13 protein-coding genes are annotated in these 14,245 nt (G+C 54.5%); 10 read left to right on the plus strand and 3 right to left on the minus strand.

Annotated elements, in window-relative coordinates:
• Nucleotides 1-3: 3 nt before the first annotated feature.
• From murD to AACY98_RS00815, 10 genes are all read left to right on the plus strand, one after another.
• Nucleotides 4-1,806 (plus strand): UDP-N-acetylmuramoyl-L-alanine--D-glutamate ligase, encoded by a 1,803-nt coding sequence (gene murD, locus AACY98_RS00770; RefSeq protein WP_339800345.1) that lies wholly within the window; start codon nucleotides 4-6, stop codon nucleotides 1,804-1,806.
• Nucleotides 1,806-3,080, plus strand: a complete 1,275-nt coding sequence (ftsW, locus tag AACY98_RS00775; RefSeq protein WP_339800348.1) for a putative lipid II flippase FtsW — start codon at nucleotides 1,806-1,808, stop codon at nucleotides 3,078-3,080. The genes murD and ftsW overlap by 1 nt, the downstream gene beginning before the upstream one ends.
• Nucleotides 3,077-4,162 carry an undecaprenyldiphospho-muramoylpentapeptide beta-N-acetylglucosaminyltransferase gene (gene murG, locus AACY98_RS00780; RefSeq protein ID WP_339800351.1) on the plus strand — a complete coding sequence of 362 codons (1,086 nt, stop codon included), beginning with the start codon at nucleotides 3,077-3,079 and terminating at the stop codon, nucleotides 4,160-4,162. The genes ftsW and murG overlap by 4 nt, the downstream gene beginning before the upstream one ends.
• Nucleotides 4,159-5,604, plus strand: a complete 1,446-nt coding sequence (gene murC, locus AACY98_RS00785; protein WP_126979866.1) for a UDP-N-acetylmuramate--L-alanine ligase — start codon at nucleotides 4,159-4,161, stop codon at nucleotides 5,602-5,604. The genes murG and murC overlap by 4 nt, the downstream gene beginning before the upstream one ends.
• Nucleotides 5,601-6,566 carry a D-alanine--D-alanine ligase gene (locus AACY98_RS00790; protein WP_339800356.1) on the plus strand — a complete coding sequence of 322 codons (966 nt, stop codon included), beginning with the start codon at nucleotides 5,601-5,603 and terminating at the stop codon, nucleotides 6,564-6,566. Before murC ends, AACY98_RS00790 begins: the two co-directional genes overlap by 4 nt.
• Nucleotides 6,567-6,572: 6 nt before the next feature.
• Nucleotides 6,573-7,385, plus strand: a complete 813-nt coding sequence (locus tag AACY98_RS00795) for a cell division protein FtsQ/DivIB (protein WP_339800360.1) — start codon at nucleotides 6,573-6,575, stop codon at nucleotides 7,383-7,385.
• Between the two features lie 39 nt (nucleotides 7,386-7,424).
• Nucleotides 7,425-8,654 carry a cell division protein FtsA gene (ftsA, locus tag AACY98_RS00800; RefSeq protein ID WP_126979863.1) on the plus strand — a complete coding sequence of 410 codons (1,230 nt, stop codon included), beginning with the start codon at nucleotides 7,425-7,427 and terminating at the stop codon, nucleotides 8,652-8,654.
• A 113-nt stretch (nucleotides 8,655-8,767) separates the two neighbouring features.
• On the plus strand, nucleotides 8,768-10,000 hold the full coding sequence (gene ftsZ / locus AACY98_RS00805; RefSeq protein ID WP_126979862.1) for a cell division protein FtsZ: 1,233 nt from the start codon (nucleotides 8,768-8,770) through the stop codon (nucleotides 9,998-10,000).
• A 252-nt stretch (nucleotides 10,001-10,252) separates the two neighbouring features.
• Nucleotides 10,253-11,194 carry a UDP-3-O-acyl-N-acetylglucosamine deacetylase gene (gene lpxC, locus AACY98_RS00810; RefSeq protein WP_126979861.1) on the plus strand — a complete coding sequence of 314 codons (942 nt, stop codon included), beginning with the start codon at nucleotides 10,253-10,255 and terminating at the stop codon, nucleotides 11,192-11,194.
• A gap of 7 nt (nucleotides 11,195-11,201) precedes the next feature.
• Complete coding sequence (locus tag AACY98_RS00815; protein WP_339800365.1) at nucleotides 11,202-11,378, plus strand: hypothetical protein; 177 nt, start codon at nucleotides 11,202-11,204, stop codon at nucleotides 11,376-11,378.
• A 56-nt stretch (nucleotides 11,379-11,434) separates the two neighbouring features.
• Here AACY98_RS00815 and AACY98_RS00820 read toward each other — a convergent pair whose 3' ends face one another.
• Genes AACY98_RS00820 through ftsY form a run of 3 tightly spaced genes read right to left on the minus strand, consistent with a single transcriptional unit; the run spans nucleotide 11,435 to nucleotide 14,150 of the window.
• Nucleotides 11,435-12,325 (minus strand): hypothetical protein, encoded by an 891-nt coding sequence (locus tag AACY98_RS00820; RefSeq protein WP_339800367.1) that lies wholly within the window; start codon nucleotides 12,323-12,325, stop codon nucleotides 11,435-11,437.
• Nucleotides 12,322-12,885, minus strand: coding sequence for a GNAT family N-acetyltransferase (locus AACY98_RS00825; RefSeq protein ID WP_339800370.1), 564 nt, complete (start codon nucleotides 12,883-12,885; stop codon nucleotides 12,322-12,324). Before AACY98_RS00825 ends, AACY98_RS00820 begins: the two co-directional genes overlap by 4 nt.
• Nucleotides 12,886-12,908: 23 nt before the next feature.
• Nucleotides 12,909-14,150, minus strand: a complete 1,242-nt coding sequence (gene ftsY, locus AACY98_RS00830) for a signal recognition particle-docking protein FtsY (RefSeq protein WP_339800374.1) — start codon at nucleotides 14,148-14,150, stop codon at nucleotides 12,909-12,911.
• Nucleotides 14,151-14,245: the final 95 nt, after the last annotated feature.

The following is a 14,245-nucleotide window of genomic DNA, read 5'->3' on the forward strand; positions in this document are numbered from 1 at the left end:
AAAGTGCAGTATCTGCAAGGACAACAATTGCTGATTTTGGGTCTGGGTATTTCCGGGCTTTCCATGGCGCGCTGGGCTGTGCGCTGTGGGGCAGTGATTCGTGTGGCAGATACACGTGAAACGCCACCCGGTTTGCAGGATTTGCGTGCATTGGTTCCGGATGTGGAGTTTGTCAGCGGCCCGCTGGATGCCGCCCGTTTGCTGGCTGCCAAAGAGGGTCAGAAGATAACACGTGTTTTGCGCAGCCCGGGGCTGTTTCCTGGGCAGGCAGATGTGAAAGCGCTGTTGCAGGCTGCGCATGAGCAGGATATTGAAGTGATGGGTGAGCTGGAACTGTTTACAGAAGCGCTGGCCCAGATTCATCAGGAGCGGCTGCGGCAGCAAACAGAAGAAATGTTGCAGTTGACTTCAGAGCCTGATGTGTTGGCAGCCGGTACCGAAACGACAACAGCGGATGTTTTGGCAGAAGGCATGACACCGGCTTTCGATGAGCACCTGGCAGATGATGAGCACAGCGGTATTGTGGTAGAGCTGCCGGACGGTGAATTTGAAGAGGCTTCGGACGATACGGAAGATGAACCGGTGTTTGTTCCGGTGCCACCGCAGCCGGTGGGTTATATGCCCAAGGTGATTGCCGTGACAGGCACCAATGGCAAAACAACGGTGACCGCTTTGACGGCTTTGCTGGTTGAGCGTGCCGGTAAATCGGTGATGGCTGCGGGCAATATTGGCCCTGCCATGCTGGATATGCTGGCGCAGCAGTTGGATGCCGATGCATTGCCCGAAGTCTGGGTGCTGGAGCTTTCCAGCTTTCAACTGGATGGTGTTCAGAATTTTGATCCGGCTGCCGCAACGATTTTGAACCTGACGCAGGATCATCTGGACTGGCATGGTTCAATGCAGGCGTATGCGGCTGCCAAGGGGCATATCTTTGGTGCCCATACCACGCGCGTGTTGAATCGTGATGATGTGATGGTTATGGATTTTAAACCGCAGGCCCAGGTGGCAGAAGCCGACAGCCAGACCAAGCGCCGTGGCCGCTCCAAGAGCCAGCCTAAAGATATGACGCCACGCATGGTGACATTTGGTCTGGATGTTCCGGTGGTGGCGGGAGATTTCGGCATTGCGGACGATGGCGGTTTCCCGTGGCTGGTTCAGGCGGCAGCGGCGGATGAAACACGCATGGACGCCCAGGCTGTCGCATGGCAGCGTTTAATGCCGGTGGATGCGTTGCGCATCAGAGGGCGGCATAACGCGTCCAATTCGCTGGCGGCACTGGCGCTGGCAAGCAGCATCGGGTGTGAAATGGCGCCGATGCTGTTTGGCCTGCGGGAATACCGTGGCGAGTCGCACCGTGTCGAGTCGGTGGCGATTGTCAATGGTGTTGAGTATTTTGATGACAGCAAGGGCACCAATGTGGGGGCCACCGTGGCGGCTCTGGCCGGCCTGGGCGTGGACCACCGCATTGTGGTGATTCTGGGTGGAGACGGCAAAGGGCAGGATTTTTCACCTTTGGTTCCATTGGTGCAGCAGCATGTGCGCACAGCCGTGCTGATCGGGCGTGATGCGCCTGTCATTGAAGCCGCATTGGCGGATACCGGTGTGCTGATGCTGCATGCCGGTTCAATGGATGAGGCGGTGCGCCTGTGCGCCAAGGAAGCAGTGTCTGGTGATGTGGTGCTGATGTCGCCTGCGTGTGCCAGTCTGGATATGTTCAAGAATTACGCCGAGCGTGCCAAGGCATTTGTCAATGCCGTGCATGAGCTGGCCGAAGACCAGGGGCAGGTGATGGGGGGCTGGCAGTAATGGCAACAGTGTCAAGAACCTCAACCTCTGGTGGCCTGTGGAACCGGCTGCAGGGCTGGCTAGGCGGTACCGGCGAAGATAAGGTGGTGATTCCTGTGCGTGGCGGTGCCAGTGCCTGGCTGCCGCAGAGCACAACCCAGTCCAGGGTGCACAGGTTTGATCAGACACTGCTGTGGGTCATTATCGGGCTGCTGGTATTTGGCACGGTGATGGTGTATTCCGCCACGGTGGCGCTGTCGGACGGTCCTCGCTTTGAAAGCCGGTCTTCGTTCTATTTTCTCATTAAGCACGCGATCTCCATTGGTGTAGGTGCCGTTGCTTTGGGCTTTATGCTGCTGATTCCGGTGAAGCTGTGGGAAAAGGCGGCACCGTGGATCTTCATGCTTTCAATCGTGGGGCTGATTCTGGTGCTGTTTATCGGGCGCGATATCAATGGTGCCAAGCGCTGGGTTTCTCTGGGGGTGATGAATTTTCAGCCGTCAGAGCTGGCCAAGTTTGCTGTGGTGCTGTATGCCAGCAACTACATGGTACGCAAGATGGAAGTGAAGGAGCGCTTCTTCAAGGCTGTCACACCCATGGTGGTGGCAATTGCGCTGATGGGCGGCCTGATTCTGGCCGAACCGGATATGGGCGCTTTTCTGGTGATTGCCATTATTTCCATGGGCATTTTATTTTTAGGCGGTGTTAACGGGCGCATGTTCTTTTTGATGGCAGCGGTACTGGTGCTGGCATTTGTGCTGATGATTGCGCTGTCTGACTGGCGGCGGGAGCGTATTTTTGCCTATCTGGACCCATGGAGTGCGCAAAACGTATTTGGCAAGAGCTATCAGCTAACACATGCATTGATGGCGCTGGGGCGCGGCATGCTGTTTGGCGTCGGGCTGGGCTCGAGCATGGAAAAACTGAACTGGTTGCCTGAGCCGCATACAGACTTTCTGGTCGCGGTGATTGGGGAAGAGCTGGGCTTCATTGGCGTGGTAGCGATGATCATTGCCTTCTTCTGGCTGACGCGGCGCATGATTTATATTGGCCGACAGGCCATTGCGCTGGACCGGGTGTTTGCCGGTCTGGTGGCGCAGGGTGTGGCGCTCTGGATGGGGTTTCAGGCGTTTATCAACATTGGTGTGAATCTGGGCGCGTTGCCGACTAAGGGACTGACTTTGCCGCTGATCAGTTATGGCGGATCCGCCATTTTGATGAACCTGATTGCCATTGGCATGGTGTTGCGCATTGATATGGAAAACCGCGCGATGATGCGGGGAGAAAGCAAATGAGCCAACTGAACCGGACACCCGCAAAAACGGCGCTGGTCATGGCTGGCGGTACCGGGGGGCATATTTTCCCCGGGCTGGCGGTGGCTGAAGCGTTGCGCGAGCGTGGCTGGCAGGTGCATTGGCTGGGCGTTCCGGGCAGCATGGAAGAAAAGCTGGTGGTGCCTAAAGGGTTTGCTTTTGAAGCGTTGGTGTTTGGCGGGCTCAGGGGCAAAGGGCTGGTAACCAAGCTGATGCTGCCCTGGCGTTTGCTGAAAGCGTTTTGCGGTGCGTTTCGCATTGTGGGCCGTGTGCAGCCCGATGTATTGATTGGACTGGGTGGCTACATCACGTTTCCTGGCGGCATGATGGGCGTCTTGCGTGGCAAGCCTTTGTTTTTGCACGAGCAGAACTCTGTTGCCGGGCTGGCAAACAAGGTGCTGGCAAAATTCGCTAAACGTGTATTTACCGCTTTTCCCGATGTATTTCAAAAAGGCGAATATGTGGGCAACCCGCTGCGGGCAGAGTTTACCCGGCAGCAAGCGCCTGAGAAGCGGTTTCAGGGCCGTACCGGTGTTTTGAAACTGCTGGTGGTTGGCGGCAGCCTGGGGGCCAGAGCACTTAATGACATGGTGCCGCAGGCGCTGGCCTTGATTCCTGAGGTGCAGCGTCCGCAGACTGTGCATCAAAGCGGCGCCAAGCAGATTGATGAATTGCGTGCCAGTTATGCGGCGGCAGGGGTACAGGCTGATTTGACACCGTTCATTGAAGACACGGCACAGGCTTATGCCGATGCCGATGTGATCATTGCGCGCTCGGGTGCCAGTACCGTGACTGAAATTGCAGCAGTAGGCGCGGCGGCTTTGTTCGTACCGTTCCCGCATGCGGTGGACGACCATCAAACGGCCAACGCGCAGTTTCTGGTGAAAGCAGGGGCGGCCTGGATTGTGCAGCAAAGTGAATTGACCGCTGCCGGGCTGTCGCAATGGCTGCTGTCCTTGAGCCGGGACGAATTGATGGAGCGGGCACAGAAAGCCCATGCCCAGGCCAAACTGAATGCAGCGCAGAGAGTTGCGAATGCATGTGAGGAGTTAGTGAGATTATGAGACATGCCATTGAGCATATTCATTTTGTCGGTATTGGTGGTGCAGGCATGAGCGGCATTGCGGAAGTGCTGCAAAACCTGGGCTATACCGTGACCGGTTCCGATCTGGCTGAAAATGCGGCAGTGCACCAACTGCGCAGCATGGGCGCCAAGGTGTGGATCGGGCATGCGGCCGAACATATTGAAAATGCCGATGCGGTGGTGACCTCAACAGCAGTTCATGGCGACAACCCGGAAGTGATTGCAGCGCGCAATAAGCGTATTCCGGTGGTGCCACGGGCGGTGATGCTGGCGGAACTGATGCGCCTGCGTAAAGGGATCGCGATTGCCGGCACGCACGGCAAAACCACCACCACTAGTCTGGTTGCAAGCGTGCTGGCGTCAGCAGGGATGGATCCGACTTTTGTGATTGGCGGCAAGCTGAACAGCGTTGGCCTGAATGCGCGTTTGGGCGGCGGTGAATATATTGTGGTGGAAGCCGATGAGTCCGATGCTTCTTTCCTGAACCTGAATCCGGTCATGTCGGTGGTCACAAACATTGATGCCGACCACATGGACACCTATGGGCATGATGTGGTCAAGCTGCGGCAGGCGTTTGTGGATTTTCTGCACCGTATGCCGTTTTATGGTGCTGCGATTGTCTGCATTGATGACCCGGGTGTGCGTTCTGTGCTGCCGTTGATTTCCCGGCCCGTGGTGAGTTACGGGCAGGATGAAGCAGCGCAGGTCAGGGCGGTGGATATTGAAGCATTGCCGGGCGGGCGGATGAAGTTCACGGCGATTCGCCGTAATGGCGTGCAACTGCCTGATCTGCCGATCACGCTGAATCTGCCGGGGCTGCATAACGTAAACAATGCGCTGGCAGCCATTGCCATCGGCACGGAACTGGAAATACCGGATGAGGCCATTGCTTCGGCACTGGACAAGTTTGGTGGTGTGGGGCGCCGCTTTCAGCGTTATGGTGATGTGGCATTGCCCACGGGTGGCGTCTTTACGTTGATTGATGATTATGGCCACCATCCGGTGGAAATGGCAGCAACCATTGCCGCGGCACGCGGGGCATTTCCGGGGCGGCGCCTGGTGCTGGCGTTTCAGCCGCACCGTTATACACGTACACGCGACTGTTTTGAGGATTTTGTCAAAGTGCTCAGTACGTCTGATGTGGTGATGCTGGCAGAGGTGTATGCCGCTGGCGAAGAGCCGATTGTGGCAGCAGATGGGCGCGCTTTGGCGCGTGCTGTGCGGGTGGCCGGGAAAGTTGAGCCGGTTTTTGTGGATGGCGTCAGCGCAATGTCTGAAGCGATTCTGGATTCGGTTCAGGCCGATGATGTGGTGTTGACCATGGGTGCCGGGTCGATTGGCAATGTTCCAGGAAGTGTGATGGAATTGGCACAAAAAAGATGGAAACCGGATGCCGGTAATCAGGAAGGGGTAAAAGCATGACCCATGATGTAAAAGCTTTTGGCAAAGTAGCGGTTCTGATGGGCGGCTGGTCAGGCGAGCGCGAAGTATCCTTAATGTCCGGTCAGGGCGTGCTGGATGCGTTGCTGTCCAAAGGGGTGGATGCGCACCGCTTTGACCCTAAAGAGCAAGATATCTGGTCGCTGAAACAGCTTGGCATCAGCCGTTGTTTCATTGCCCTGCATGGTGCCTATGGCGAAGATGGCGTGATTCAGGGCGCGCTGGAGGTGTTGGGGATTCCTTATACCGGTTCAGGCGTGATGGCATCAGCCATCAGCATGGATAAGGTGATGACCAAACGTATCTGGCTGGCCGATGCTCTGCCAACCCCGGCTTATGAAATTGTACGTGCCAGCGAGGTGAATGAAGCGGTGTTGGCTGGCATTGTGAACAAACTGAAACTGCCTTTGATTGTCAAGCCGGCGCACGAAGGTTCATCCATTGGCGTGACCAAGGTGCTTAAAGCCGACATGCTGAAAGCCGCCATTGACGATGCCAGCCGTTTTGACGGCCACGTGCTGTGTGAGCAGTTTATTGAAGGCGATGAAGTGACCTGTGCCGTGATCGGCAGCGGCAAGGCAGCGCAGGCACTGCCTGTGATTCGCATTGTGGCGCCGGAAGGTAATTATGACTATGAGCATAAATACTTCAAGGATGATACCAAGTACGAATGCCCGGCGAGCCTGCCGCAAGGGGAAACAGAAGTTTTGCAGCAACTGGCCGTGCAGGCGTACCAGGTGCTGGAATGTCGTGGCTGGGGACGGGTGGATGCGATGATTGACCGCCATACGCGCAAGCCGTATCTGCTGGAAGTGAATACATCGCCAGGGATGACCAGCCATTCGCTGGTGCCGATGGCGGCTCGGGCCACAGGTCTGTCATATGCGGATTTGTGTGTGCAACTGCTGGCTGATGCCACGCTGGATGTGAGTGTAAGGAGGTAAGGCGCAATGCGACACGCTCAGCCATGGACCATACCGCTGGATATCAGGTTGATGAACCTGGTATCCCGGTTGCTGCTGGGCGTGACGGTGATTGCGGTAATTGCCTGTGGTGTGATGTGGTTGATCAAGCAGCCGCGTTTTGACCTACGTGTGATTCGGGTGCATGGCGAAGAGCTGGAGCATAACAATTCGTCCACGCTGCGCATGGCAGTTGCTTCACGCATTCGCGGTAATTTTTTTACGGTGGATCTGGAAGAGGTGCGGCAGGCGTTTGAGGCTGCACCCTGGGTGAGAAAAGCAACGGTGCAGCGGATGTGGCCTTATGGCTTGTCAGTGACTTTGCAGGAATATCAGGCAATAGCGCTGTGGGGGCACGACAGGCAAACGTCGCACTTGCTGGATGTGTATGGAGATGTGTTTGAAGCCAATGCGGCCGATGTGGAAGATGAAAAACTGCCGTTGCTCAACGGGCCTGACCAGGAGGGTGCCGGGCAAACCATGTGGCAGCTTTATCAGGAGCTGACACCGCTGGCAATGATGTTTGATCAGCGCATCAGTGAGCTGCGCTGGTCAGAGCAGGGAACATGGAGCATGCAGCTCAGTAACGGCGCTGAAATTGTGATGGGGCGCGGCACACAGGATGAGATTGTGAAAAGGGTGCGGGATTTTGCGCAAACCGTGTCAGTGGCACTCAAGCCTTATGGCGACAGGCAGTTGCTGATGGCTGATTTGCGGCATCTGGATGGTTATGCCATACAGGTGGCTGGTGTTGAGACTGTAACTGCCGGAACGGCGAATACGGCATCGGGCCGTCGATGATGAGATATAGGAAACAACTGGTATAAGGATGCAAGGCAAATGGCCAAGGAATACAAAGATCTTGTCGTAGGACTTGATATCGGAACCAGCAAGGTCATGGCAGTGGTTGCTGAGATTTTGCCAAGCGGCGAGCCCAAGCTGGCCGGGCTGGGTATTGCCCGCAGTGAAGGTATCAAGCGCGGGGTTGTGGTCAATATTGACGCCACGGTGCAAAGCATTCAACTGGCATTGAAAGAAGCCGAGTTGATGGCTGACTGCAAGATATCACGTGTTTATACCGGCATCACTGGCAGCCATGTGCGTGGTGTGAATTCCAGCGGCATGGTGGCGATCAAGGATAAAGAGGTGACTCCCACCGATGTGGCGCGTGTGATTGAGACGGCCAAGGCGGTCAATATTCCCAATGACCAGCGTTTGCTGCTGGTAGAGCCGCAGGAGTTTGTGATTGACGGGCAGGATGTGCGTGAGCCTATCGGCATGAGCGGTATCCGGCTGGAAGTGAAAGTGCATATTGTGACCGGCGCACAAAGCGCGGCAGAAAACATCATCAAGTGTGTGCGCCGCTGCGGTCTGGAAGTGGAACAACTGGTGCTCAACCCGCTGGCGTCGGCCACTTCGGTGCTGACCGATGATGAAAAAGAACTGGGCGTTGCGGTGGTGGATATTGGTGCAGGGACGACCGATGTGGCGATTTTTACCAGCGGTGCCATTCGCCATACGGCGGTGATTCCGATTGCCGGCGACCTGATCACGAGCGACATTGCGATGGCGCTGCATACGCCCACACGCGATGCCGAGCAGATCAAGGTGGAATCTGGATATGCCAAGCAGTTGCTGGCTGATCCGAATGACCAGATTGAAGTGCCCGGCCTGGGTGACAGGCAGCCCCGTATGCTGGGGCGGCAGGCACTGGCTGGCGTGATTGAGCCGCGCGTGGAAGAGATTTATGCACTGGTGCAGCAGGCCATTCGTGAGTCGGGGTACGAAGAGTTGCTGTCTTCGGGCATTGTGCTTACCGGTGGCGCAGCAGAGATGCCGGGCATGATTGAGCTGGCAGAAGATATTTTCTTAAAGCCGGTGCGTCGTGGTGTGCCGATGTATTCGCGCGCCATGGCCGATATGGTGTCAAGGCCGCAGGCGGCCACAGTGATGGGGCTGATTAACGAAGCCGGGCTGGCCAGAATGCGGGGGCATAAAGTGGCGGTCAAGGCGGGGTCGATGAAGAATTTTTTCGGGAAGATGAAAGACTGGTTTGTCAAAAGTTTTTAACTATATAGATAAAAAAAGCGAAGCGAGGGATGGTGGTGTATCTGATGGATATGCTGTTGTTCAACAAAGTTAAGCAATCGTAATTTTGAGTTTTTATTAAAGGAGAAGGGATTATGCCAATCGAGATGATTGAAGAGTTCAATCAGGGCACCCAAATTAAAGTGATCGGTGTGGGTGGTGGCGGAGGCAATGCAGTTGAGCATATGATTGCCTGCGGCGTTCAGGGTGTTGAATTTATCAGTGCCAATACCGATGCACAAGCGCTCAACCGTTCGGCTGCTCATCAACTGATCCAGTTGGGCAGCAGTGGTTTGGGAGCTGGGAGCAAGCCTGAAGTGGGGACGGAATCTGCCGAAGAGGCCGTTGACCGTATTCGTGAAACCATTCGTGGTGCACATATGCTGTTTATTACTGCCGGCATGGGTGGTGGTACCGGCACCGGTGCAGCACCGGTGATTGCCCGTGTGGCCAAGGAAATGGGTATTCTGACCGTAGGCGTGGTGACCAAGCCGTTTGATTTTGAAGGCGGTAAACGCTCGAAAAATGCGGAAGAAGGCTTGGAGCAGCTTGAAAACAATGTGGATTCTCTCATTGTTGTGCTCAATGACAAGCTGCTTGAAGTTTTGGGAGATGACATTTCCCAGAAAGAGGCTTTTGCAGCAGCCAATGACGTGCTTAAAAACGCGGTTGGCGGCATTGCCGAAGTGATCCATGGCTGGGGCGAAGTCAACTGTGACTTTGAAGACGTACGCACAGTGATGAGTGAGCCCGGCAAGGCGCTGATGGGAACATCGACCGCTTCTGGCCCGGACCGTGCCCGCATTGCAGCAGAGCAGGCGATTGCATGCCCGCTGCTGGAAGGGGTTGACCTGCAGGGCGCACGTGGCGTGCTGGTGCTGATTGCCGCCGCAGACGGACAGCTTAAGCTCAATGAGAGCCGCGTGGCAATGAATACCATCCGTGCCTATGCATCTGATGAAGCGCACGTGATTTTTGGTACTGCACGCGACGATTCTTTGGGTGAAAACATCCGCGTTACGGTGATTGCCACGGGTCTGAGCCGTCAGCCCAGAGCGCAAAAACAGCCTGAACTGCGTGTCATGTCAGGTCTGCGTACCGGTACGGACAATATCCCTTTGGCCAGCATGGTTCAAAGCCCATCGCAGGTCAATATCGGGGTGAAAGAGCCGGGAACTGCCGCTGGGCGGGATTACTCTAAGCTGGGTACGCCAAGTGTATGGCGCAGTGGTCGCAACCCTTCCGCGTCGGCCAGGGTAGATGCTTTGTCATCTGGCGGAATGGATGACATTGAGATCCCAGCATTCCTGCGCAAGCAGGCCGACTGATTGCACAGGCGCGGGAGTGCTGCGCAGTGAAGGGCAATCAGCCAACTAGGTTGGCTGCACGCTTTGCTACTGCACAGCCTTCCACCTGTGTTCAGTTGGAGAGGTGATTTTGGAGTTGCTGTATGTATGTAATGGGTTGCCTGTTTTTTTGTATGGAGATGATTGCCGTGCAGAAAAAAAACGACAATTACAGGCATAATAGAGGATGTAAATCACTTTTAGACAGTGAAGTGATCGCATAAATAAAACATCATGATCAAGCAATGTACGTTAAAAACCATCACCCGAGCCGTTGGTGTTGGTTTGCACAGCGGCCAGCGTGTCGAGTTGACACTCAGACCGGCCCAACCTGATACCGGAATTGTTTTCCGTCGGGTCGATTTGCCGCACCCGGTTGATATTCCGGTCAATGCGTATGCCATTTCGGATACCCGTTTGGCATCGACCATCTCTGCCGATGGCGAGCCCGGCAGTCCGCGTATTCACACCATCGAACACCTGATGTCGGCGTGTGCAGGACTGGGAATTGATAACCTGTATATTGATATCACCGCAGAAGAGGTCCCGATTCTGGATGGTTCTGCCGCTTCCTTCGTATTTTTGCTGCAAAGCGCAGGTATTGAACAGCAGAACGCACCGCGCCGGTTTTTACGTGTGAAAAAGGCTGTTGAAGTGCGGGAAGGTGAAGGGACGGATGAAAAATGGGCCAGGCTGGAGCCTTATCACGGCTTTAAGCTGGCGTTCAAAATTGAATTCAAACACCCGGCAGTTGATGCAACAGGACAGCAGGTTGATTTTGATTTTGCCGAGGGTTCTTATGTGCGTGATATTGCGCGTGCCCGTACGTTTGGTTTCACCAAAGATGTGGAGTACATGCGCTCCAATGGGTTGGCGCTGGGTGGCGGTATGGATAACGCCATTGTGATGGATGATTTCCGTGTGCTCAATGCCGATGGCTTGCGTTATGACGATGAGTTTGTCAAACACAAGATGCTGGACGCCATTGGTGACCTGTATGTCGTAGGCTACCCGCTGCTGGCGTCTTACCATGCATACCGTTCCGGGCATGGGCTTAACAACAAATTGCTGCGCGCTTTGCTGACTGAGCAGGATGCCTGCGAAATTGTGACGTTTGAGCATACAAAAGACGCTCCGCGCGCCTATGTTCACCCGCAGGCAGTAACTGCCTGGTGATTGTCTGGTGATTTTTCTACCGGTTTTTATCATATTGCTGCTGGGTGCTGCTGCTGTGCTGTTTATCATGTATGCACGCACCAAACAGCCACGTTACCGCGCACTGGCGATCGTGCTAGTCAAATGGACGCTGATTGCAGCGGTGCTCAGCTTTTCGGTGGTCGCAATTGATTTTTTCTTTTAGTGTCCAGTGATAGATAGGTCTGTCTTTTTTAAAGAATTCTCAATTTGGTTTCGCTATCACAGGGGCTCAGACCAGCGTTTGATTTCCGCATCTTCAAATTGACGCTGATGTTTGTTGCGCAGGTTGAGCAAAAACGCATATACCGGTTCTCCCATTAAAAGTGTAAAGAACAGCCCCAGAAAGGCAGAGATGTAGTGTTTGTTCTTTATGTCAAGGTACAGGTCCTTAAAGCCACTTAATTGCCAGTAATGCTTTCCCCGGCGTGGGGTGATCGTTTGGAACTCGGTAGTCATAAAAGTGCGGATACATTCCCATTGCTTCAAAATATCAGCTTCTGAATTACCAAATGTATTAAAAAGATAAGGTGTTACCTGGGTATCTGTCAGTATGTCTGTCACATAGAGTCTGAAACCGAAGCAGTTATACGCTTTTGGAGGCACATAAACAGCCGAGGTCGGACCCTGATTTTGAACATGCACTGTACCGACACCAAGTATGTGCGTCCAAGGGACAAAGCACCATGAACCTTTGCCTTTATAAATACAAGCTTCTTGACGCTGGCGATGAAAGCGGACAGCCGGAAGTGGCGTGGGCATGACCAGGCGAATGGTCGCCAGCAATACTAAAGGTAACATCACCCACGTGATGATGCGGGCGTACAGCAGATCATTTTCAGTCAATGGTGTGAAGACATCGAAAAAAACAAAATAGCACAACAAGTGAAGGGAAATAGTTCCCCAGGCCATATAAAAGAGGATGAGGCCTGGTCTGGCAGTTGGATAGATATCCATATAAGCATGGGTCATGCTGCCGATCATGCCATTGATATCTTCTGCGGGGAATCCTGATGCCGTTGACGGGAGTGCAAAATAACGCATTCCCAAAGGGGCGTTTTCTTCGTTAATTACGATGGGGCTCAGTGGTTGAGAAAGGCATTGTTCTGTCATGCTGTAAGGCTTTGCCACTGGGCGAATGAAAGTGTATATAAGCAGTGTTTTTTCAATGGGTGATCACCAGGCACCAGCGGGTGCTCAAAATAATGGGGAGCCAAGTGCATACCCAGCCGCTGCATGACTGCCTGTGAGCGCAGGTTTTGCAAAGTGGTGAAAGCAACAATTTCTGCCAGGTGGAGGGTGGTAAACCCTGCGTGTAGAGCTGCCTGTGCTGCTTCTGTGGCATAGCCATGTCCCCAGTGGGCTTTGTCAAGCCGCCAGCCTATTTCTGTACAAGGGCCAAATGGCAGCCGGTATGCAGGCCGGTTCAGGCCAACAAAGCCGATAAACTGCTGTGAGCTTTTCAGTTCAACTGCCCAAAATCCCCAGCCGTTTTCGGCAATCTGCTGCTGGCAGCGTTGGGCAACAGCATCACTTTCTTCACGGGCCAGCGGCGCCAGAAAAAATTCCATGACTTTAGGGTCGGCATTGAGTCTGGCAAATGGCTGAAAATCAGCCTGCTTCCATTGGCGTAACAGCAGGCGGGCGGTTTCAATCTCAATGGGGGCAGGCATCGTGTCTGTTCAGGTGTGCGCGATCAGTCGTGCAGCAGTGCGTGGGCAAATTCACGGGCGTTGAAGGTTTGAAGGTCTTCAACCTGTTCACCAACACCAATGAAATACACGGGCACAGCGTTGCCGCCGGCTTTTTGGCGTTCGGCAGACCACAGCGCAATGGCTGCAATCACGCCGCCTTTGGCGGTGCCATCCAGTTTGGTGACCACCAGCCCGGTCAGGTCAATGGCGGCATCGAATGCCTTGACCTGTGCCAGTGCGTTCTGGCCAGTGTTGCCGTCCACAACCAGCAGCACCTCATGCGGAGCGCCTTCCATGGCCTTGCCGATGACGCGGCGTACTTTTTTAAGTTCGTCCATCAGGTTCAACTGGGTTGCCAGACGGCCGGCCGTGTCAACCAGCACCACGTCGACACCGCGGGCTCGCCCGGCGGTCACGGCATCGTAGCTGACCGATGCCGGATCGCCGCCTTGTTGGGCAATGACTTCCACGGTATTGCGGTCGGCCCAAACAGCCAACTGTTCGCGTGCGGCGGCGCGGAATGTGTCGCCTGCAGCTAATAGGACTTTGCAGCCTGAAACCGCCAGATGCCGGGTCAGTTTGCCAATGGTGGTGGTTTTTCCGGCGCCATTGACACCTGAGACCATGATCACGGTGGGTTGCTGCTCGCCGATGCGCAAAGCGGATTCCAAAGGCGTGAGCAACTCGGTAAGGGCGTCTTCCAGCAGGGTCCTGACGGCTGCCGGCTCAGTGGTTTTGGTGTTTTTGATGCGTTCGCGCAAATCATCCAGCAGATACTGGGTTGCCGCTGTACCGGCGTCAGCCATCAGCAGAGCGGTTTCCAGTTCTTCATAAAGGGTTTCGTCTATTTGGGTTCCGGTAAAAACCTGGGTAATGCTTTGCCCGGTTTTTTTCAGGCCGGAGGTCAAACGGCTGAACCAGCCGCGACGCTCGGCAGCGGCAGGAACTTCTTCCTGTTTTTCGGCTTCTAATGGGGCTTGAAAAGTTTCTTTTTCAGCATGAATTTCAGTATGAGTTTCAGACTCGGCAGGTGTTGAAACAGGCGTTTCTGTTTCTGTATGATCTTCCTGAATGGTTTCAGGCGCTGTTTCTGCTGCGGGCAGGGCCGTTTCGTCACTTGCTTCAGTGTCGGTTTGAAGCCATGGATCCGCTTCGGAAGATATGTCCGGTGTTTCCTGAAACGTTGGTGCAGTATCTGGCGTTTGAGGCTGGTCTTTTTTCTTTTTTCTAAAAAAACTAAACATAGGTTGTAAGTGTCATAATTCAGGTCAATAAACAGAGGTACGTGGCAATGCCTTGTTGGGCGCCACGCACTGCCAGAGTTATTATCTTTTAGAAT

It is taken from the genome of Saezia sanguinis (assembly GCF_963921665.1).
Classification (GTDB): Bacteria; Pseudomonadota; Gammaproteobacteria; order Burkholderiales; family Burkholderiaceae_C; genus Saezia; species Saezia sanguinis.

What these genes read in the sequence shown, in the direction of transcription:
- ftsW (WP_339800348.1), top strand. Translation starts at nt 1,806, where the DNA reads ATGGCAACAGTGTCAAGAACCTCAACCTCTGGTGGCCTGTGGAACCGG.
- murG (WP_339800351.1), top strand. Translation starts at nt 3,077, where the DNA reads ATGAGCCAACTGAACCGGACACCCGCAAAAACGGCGCTGGTCATGGCT.
- murC (WP_126979866.1), top strand. Translation starts at nt 4,159, where the DNA reads ATGAGACATGCCATTGAGCATATTCATTTTGTCGGTATTGGTGGTGCA.
- AACY98_RS00790 (WP_339800356.1), top strand. Translation starts at nt 5,601, where the DNA reads ATGACCCATGATGTAAAAGCTTTTGGCAAAGTAGCGGTTCTGATGGGC.
- AACY98_RS00795 (WP_339800360.1), top strand. Translation starts at nt 6,573, where the DNA reads ATGCGACACGCTCAGCCATGGACCATACCGCTGGATATCAGGTTGATG.
- ftsA (WP_126979863.1), top strand. Translation starts at nt 7,425, where the DNA reads ATGGCCAAGGAATACAAAGATCTTGTCGTAGGACTTGATATCGGAACC.
- ftsZ (WP_126979862.1), top strand. Translation starts at nt 8,768, where the DNA reads ATGCCAATCGAGATGATTGAAGAGTTCAATCAGGGCACCCAAATTAAA.
- lpxC (WP_126979861.1), top strand. Translation starts at nt 10,253, where the DNA reads ATGATCAAGCAATGTACGTTAAAAACCATCACCCGAGCCGTTGGTGTT.
- AACY98_RS00820 (WP_339800367.1), bottom strand. Translation starts at nt 12,325, where the DNA reads ATGACAGAACAATGCCTTTCTCAACCACTGAGCCCCATCGTAATTAAC.
- AACY98_RS00825 (WP_339800370.1), bottom strand. Translation starts at nt 12,885, where the DNA reads ATGCCTGCCCCCATTGAGATTGAAACCGCCCGCCTGCTGTTACGCCAA.
- ftsY (WP_339800374.1), bottom strand. Translation starts at nt 14,150, where the DNA reads ATGTTTAGTTTTTTTAGAAAAAAGAAAAAAGACCAGCCTCAAACGCCA.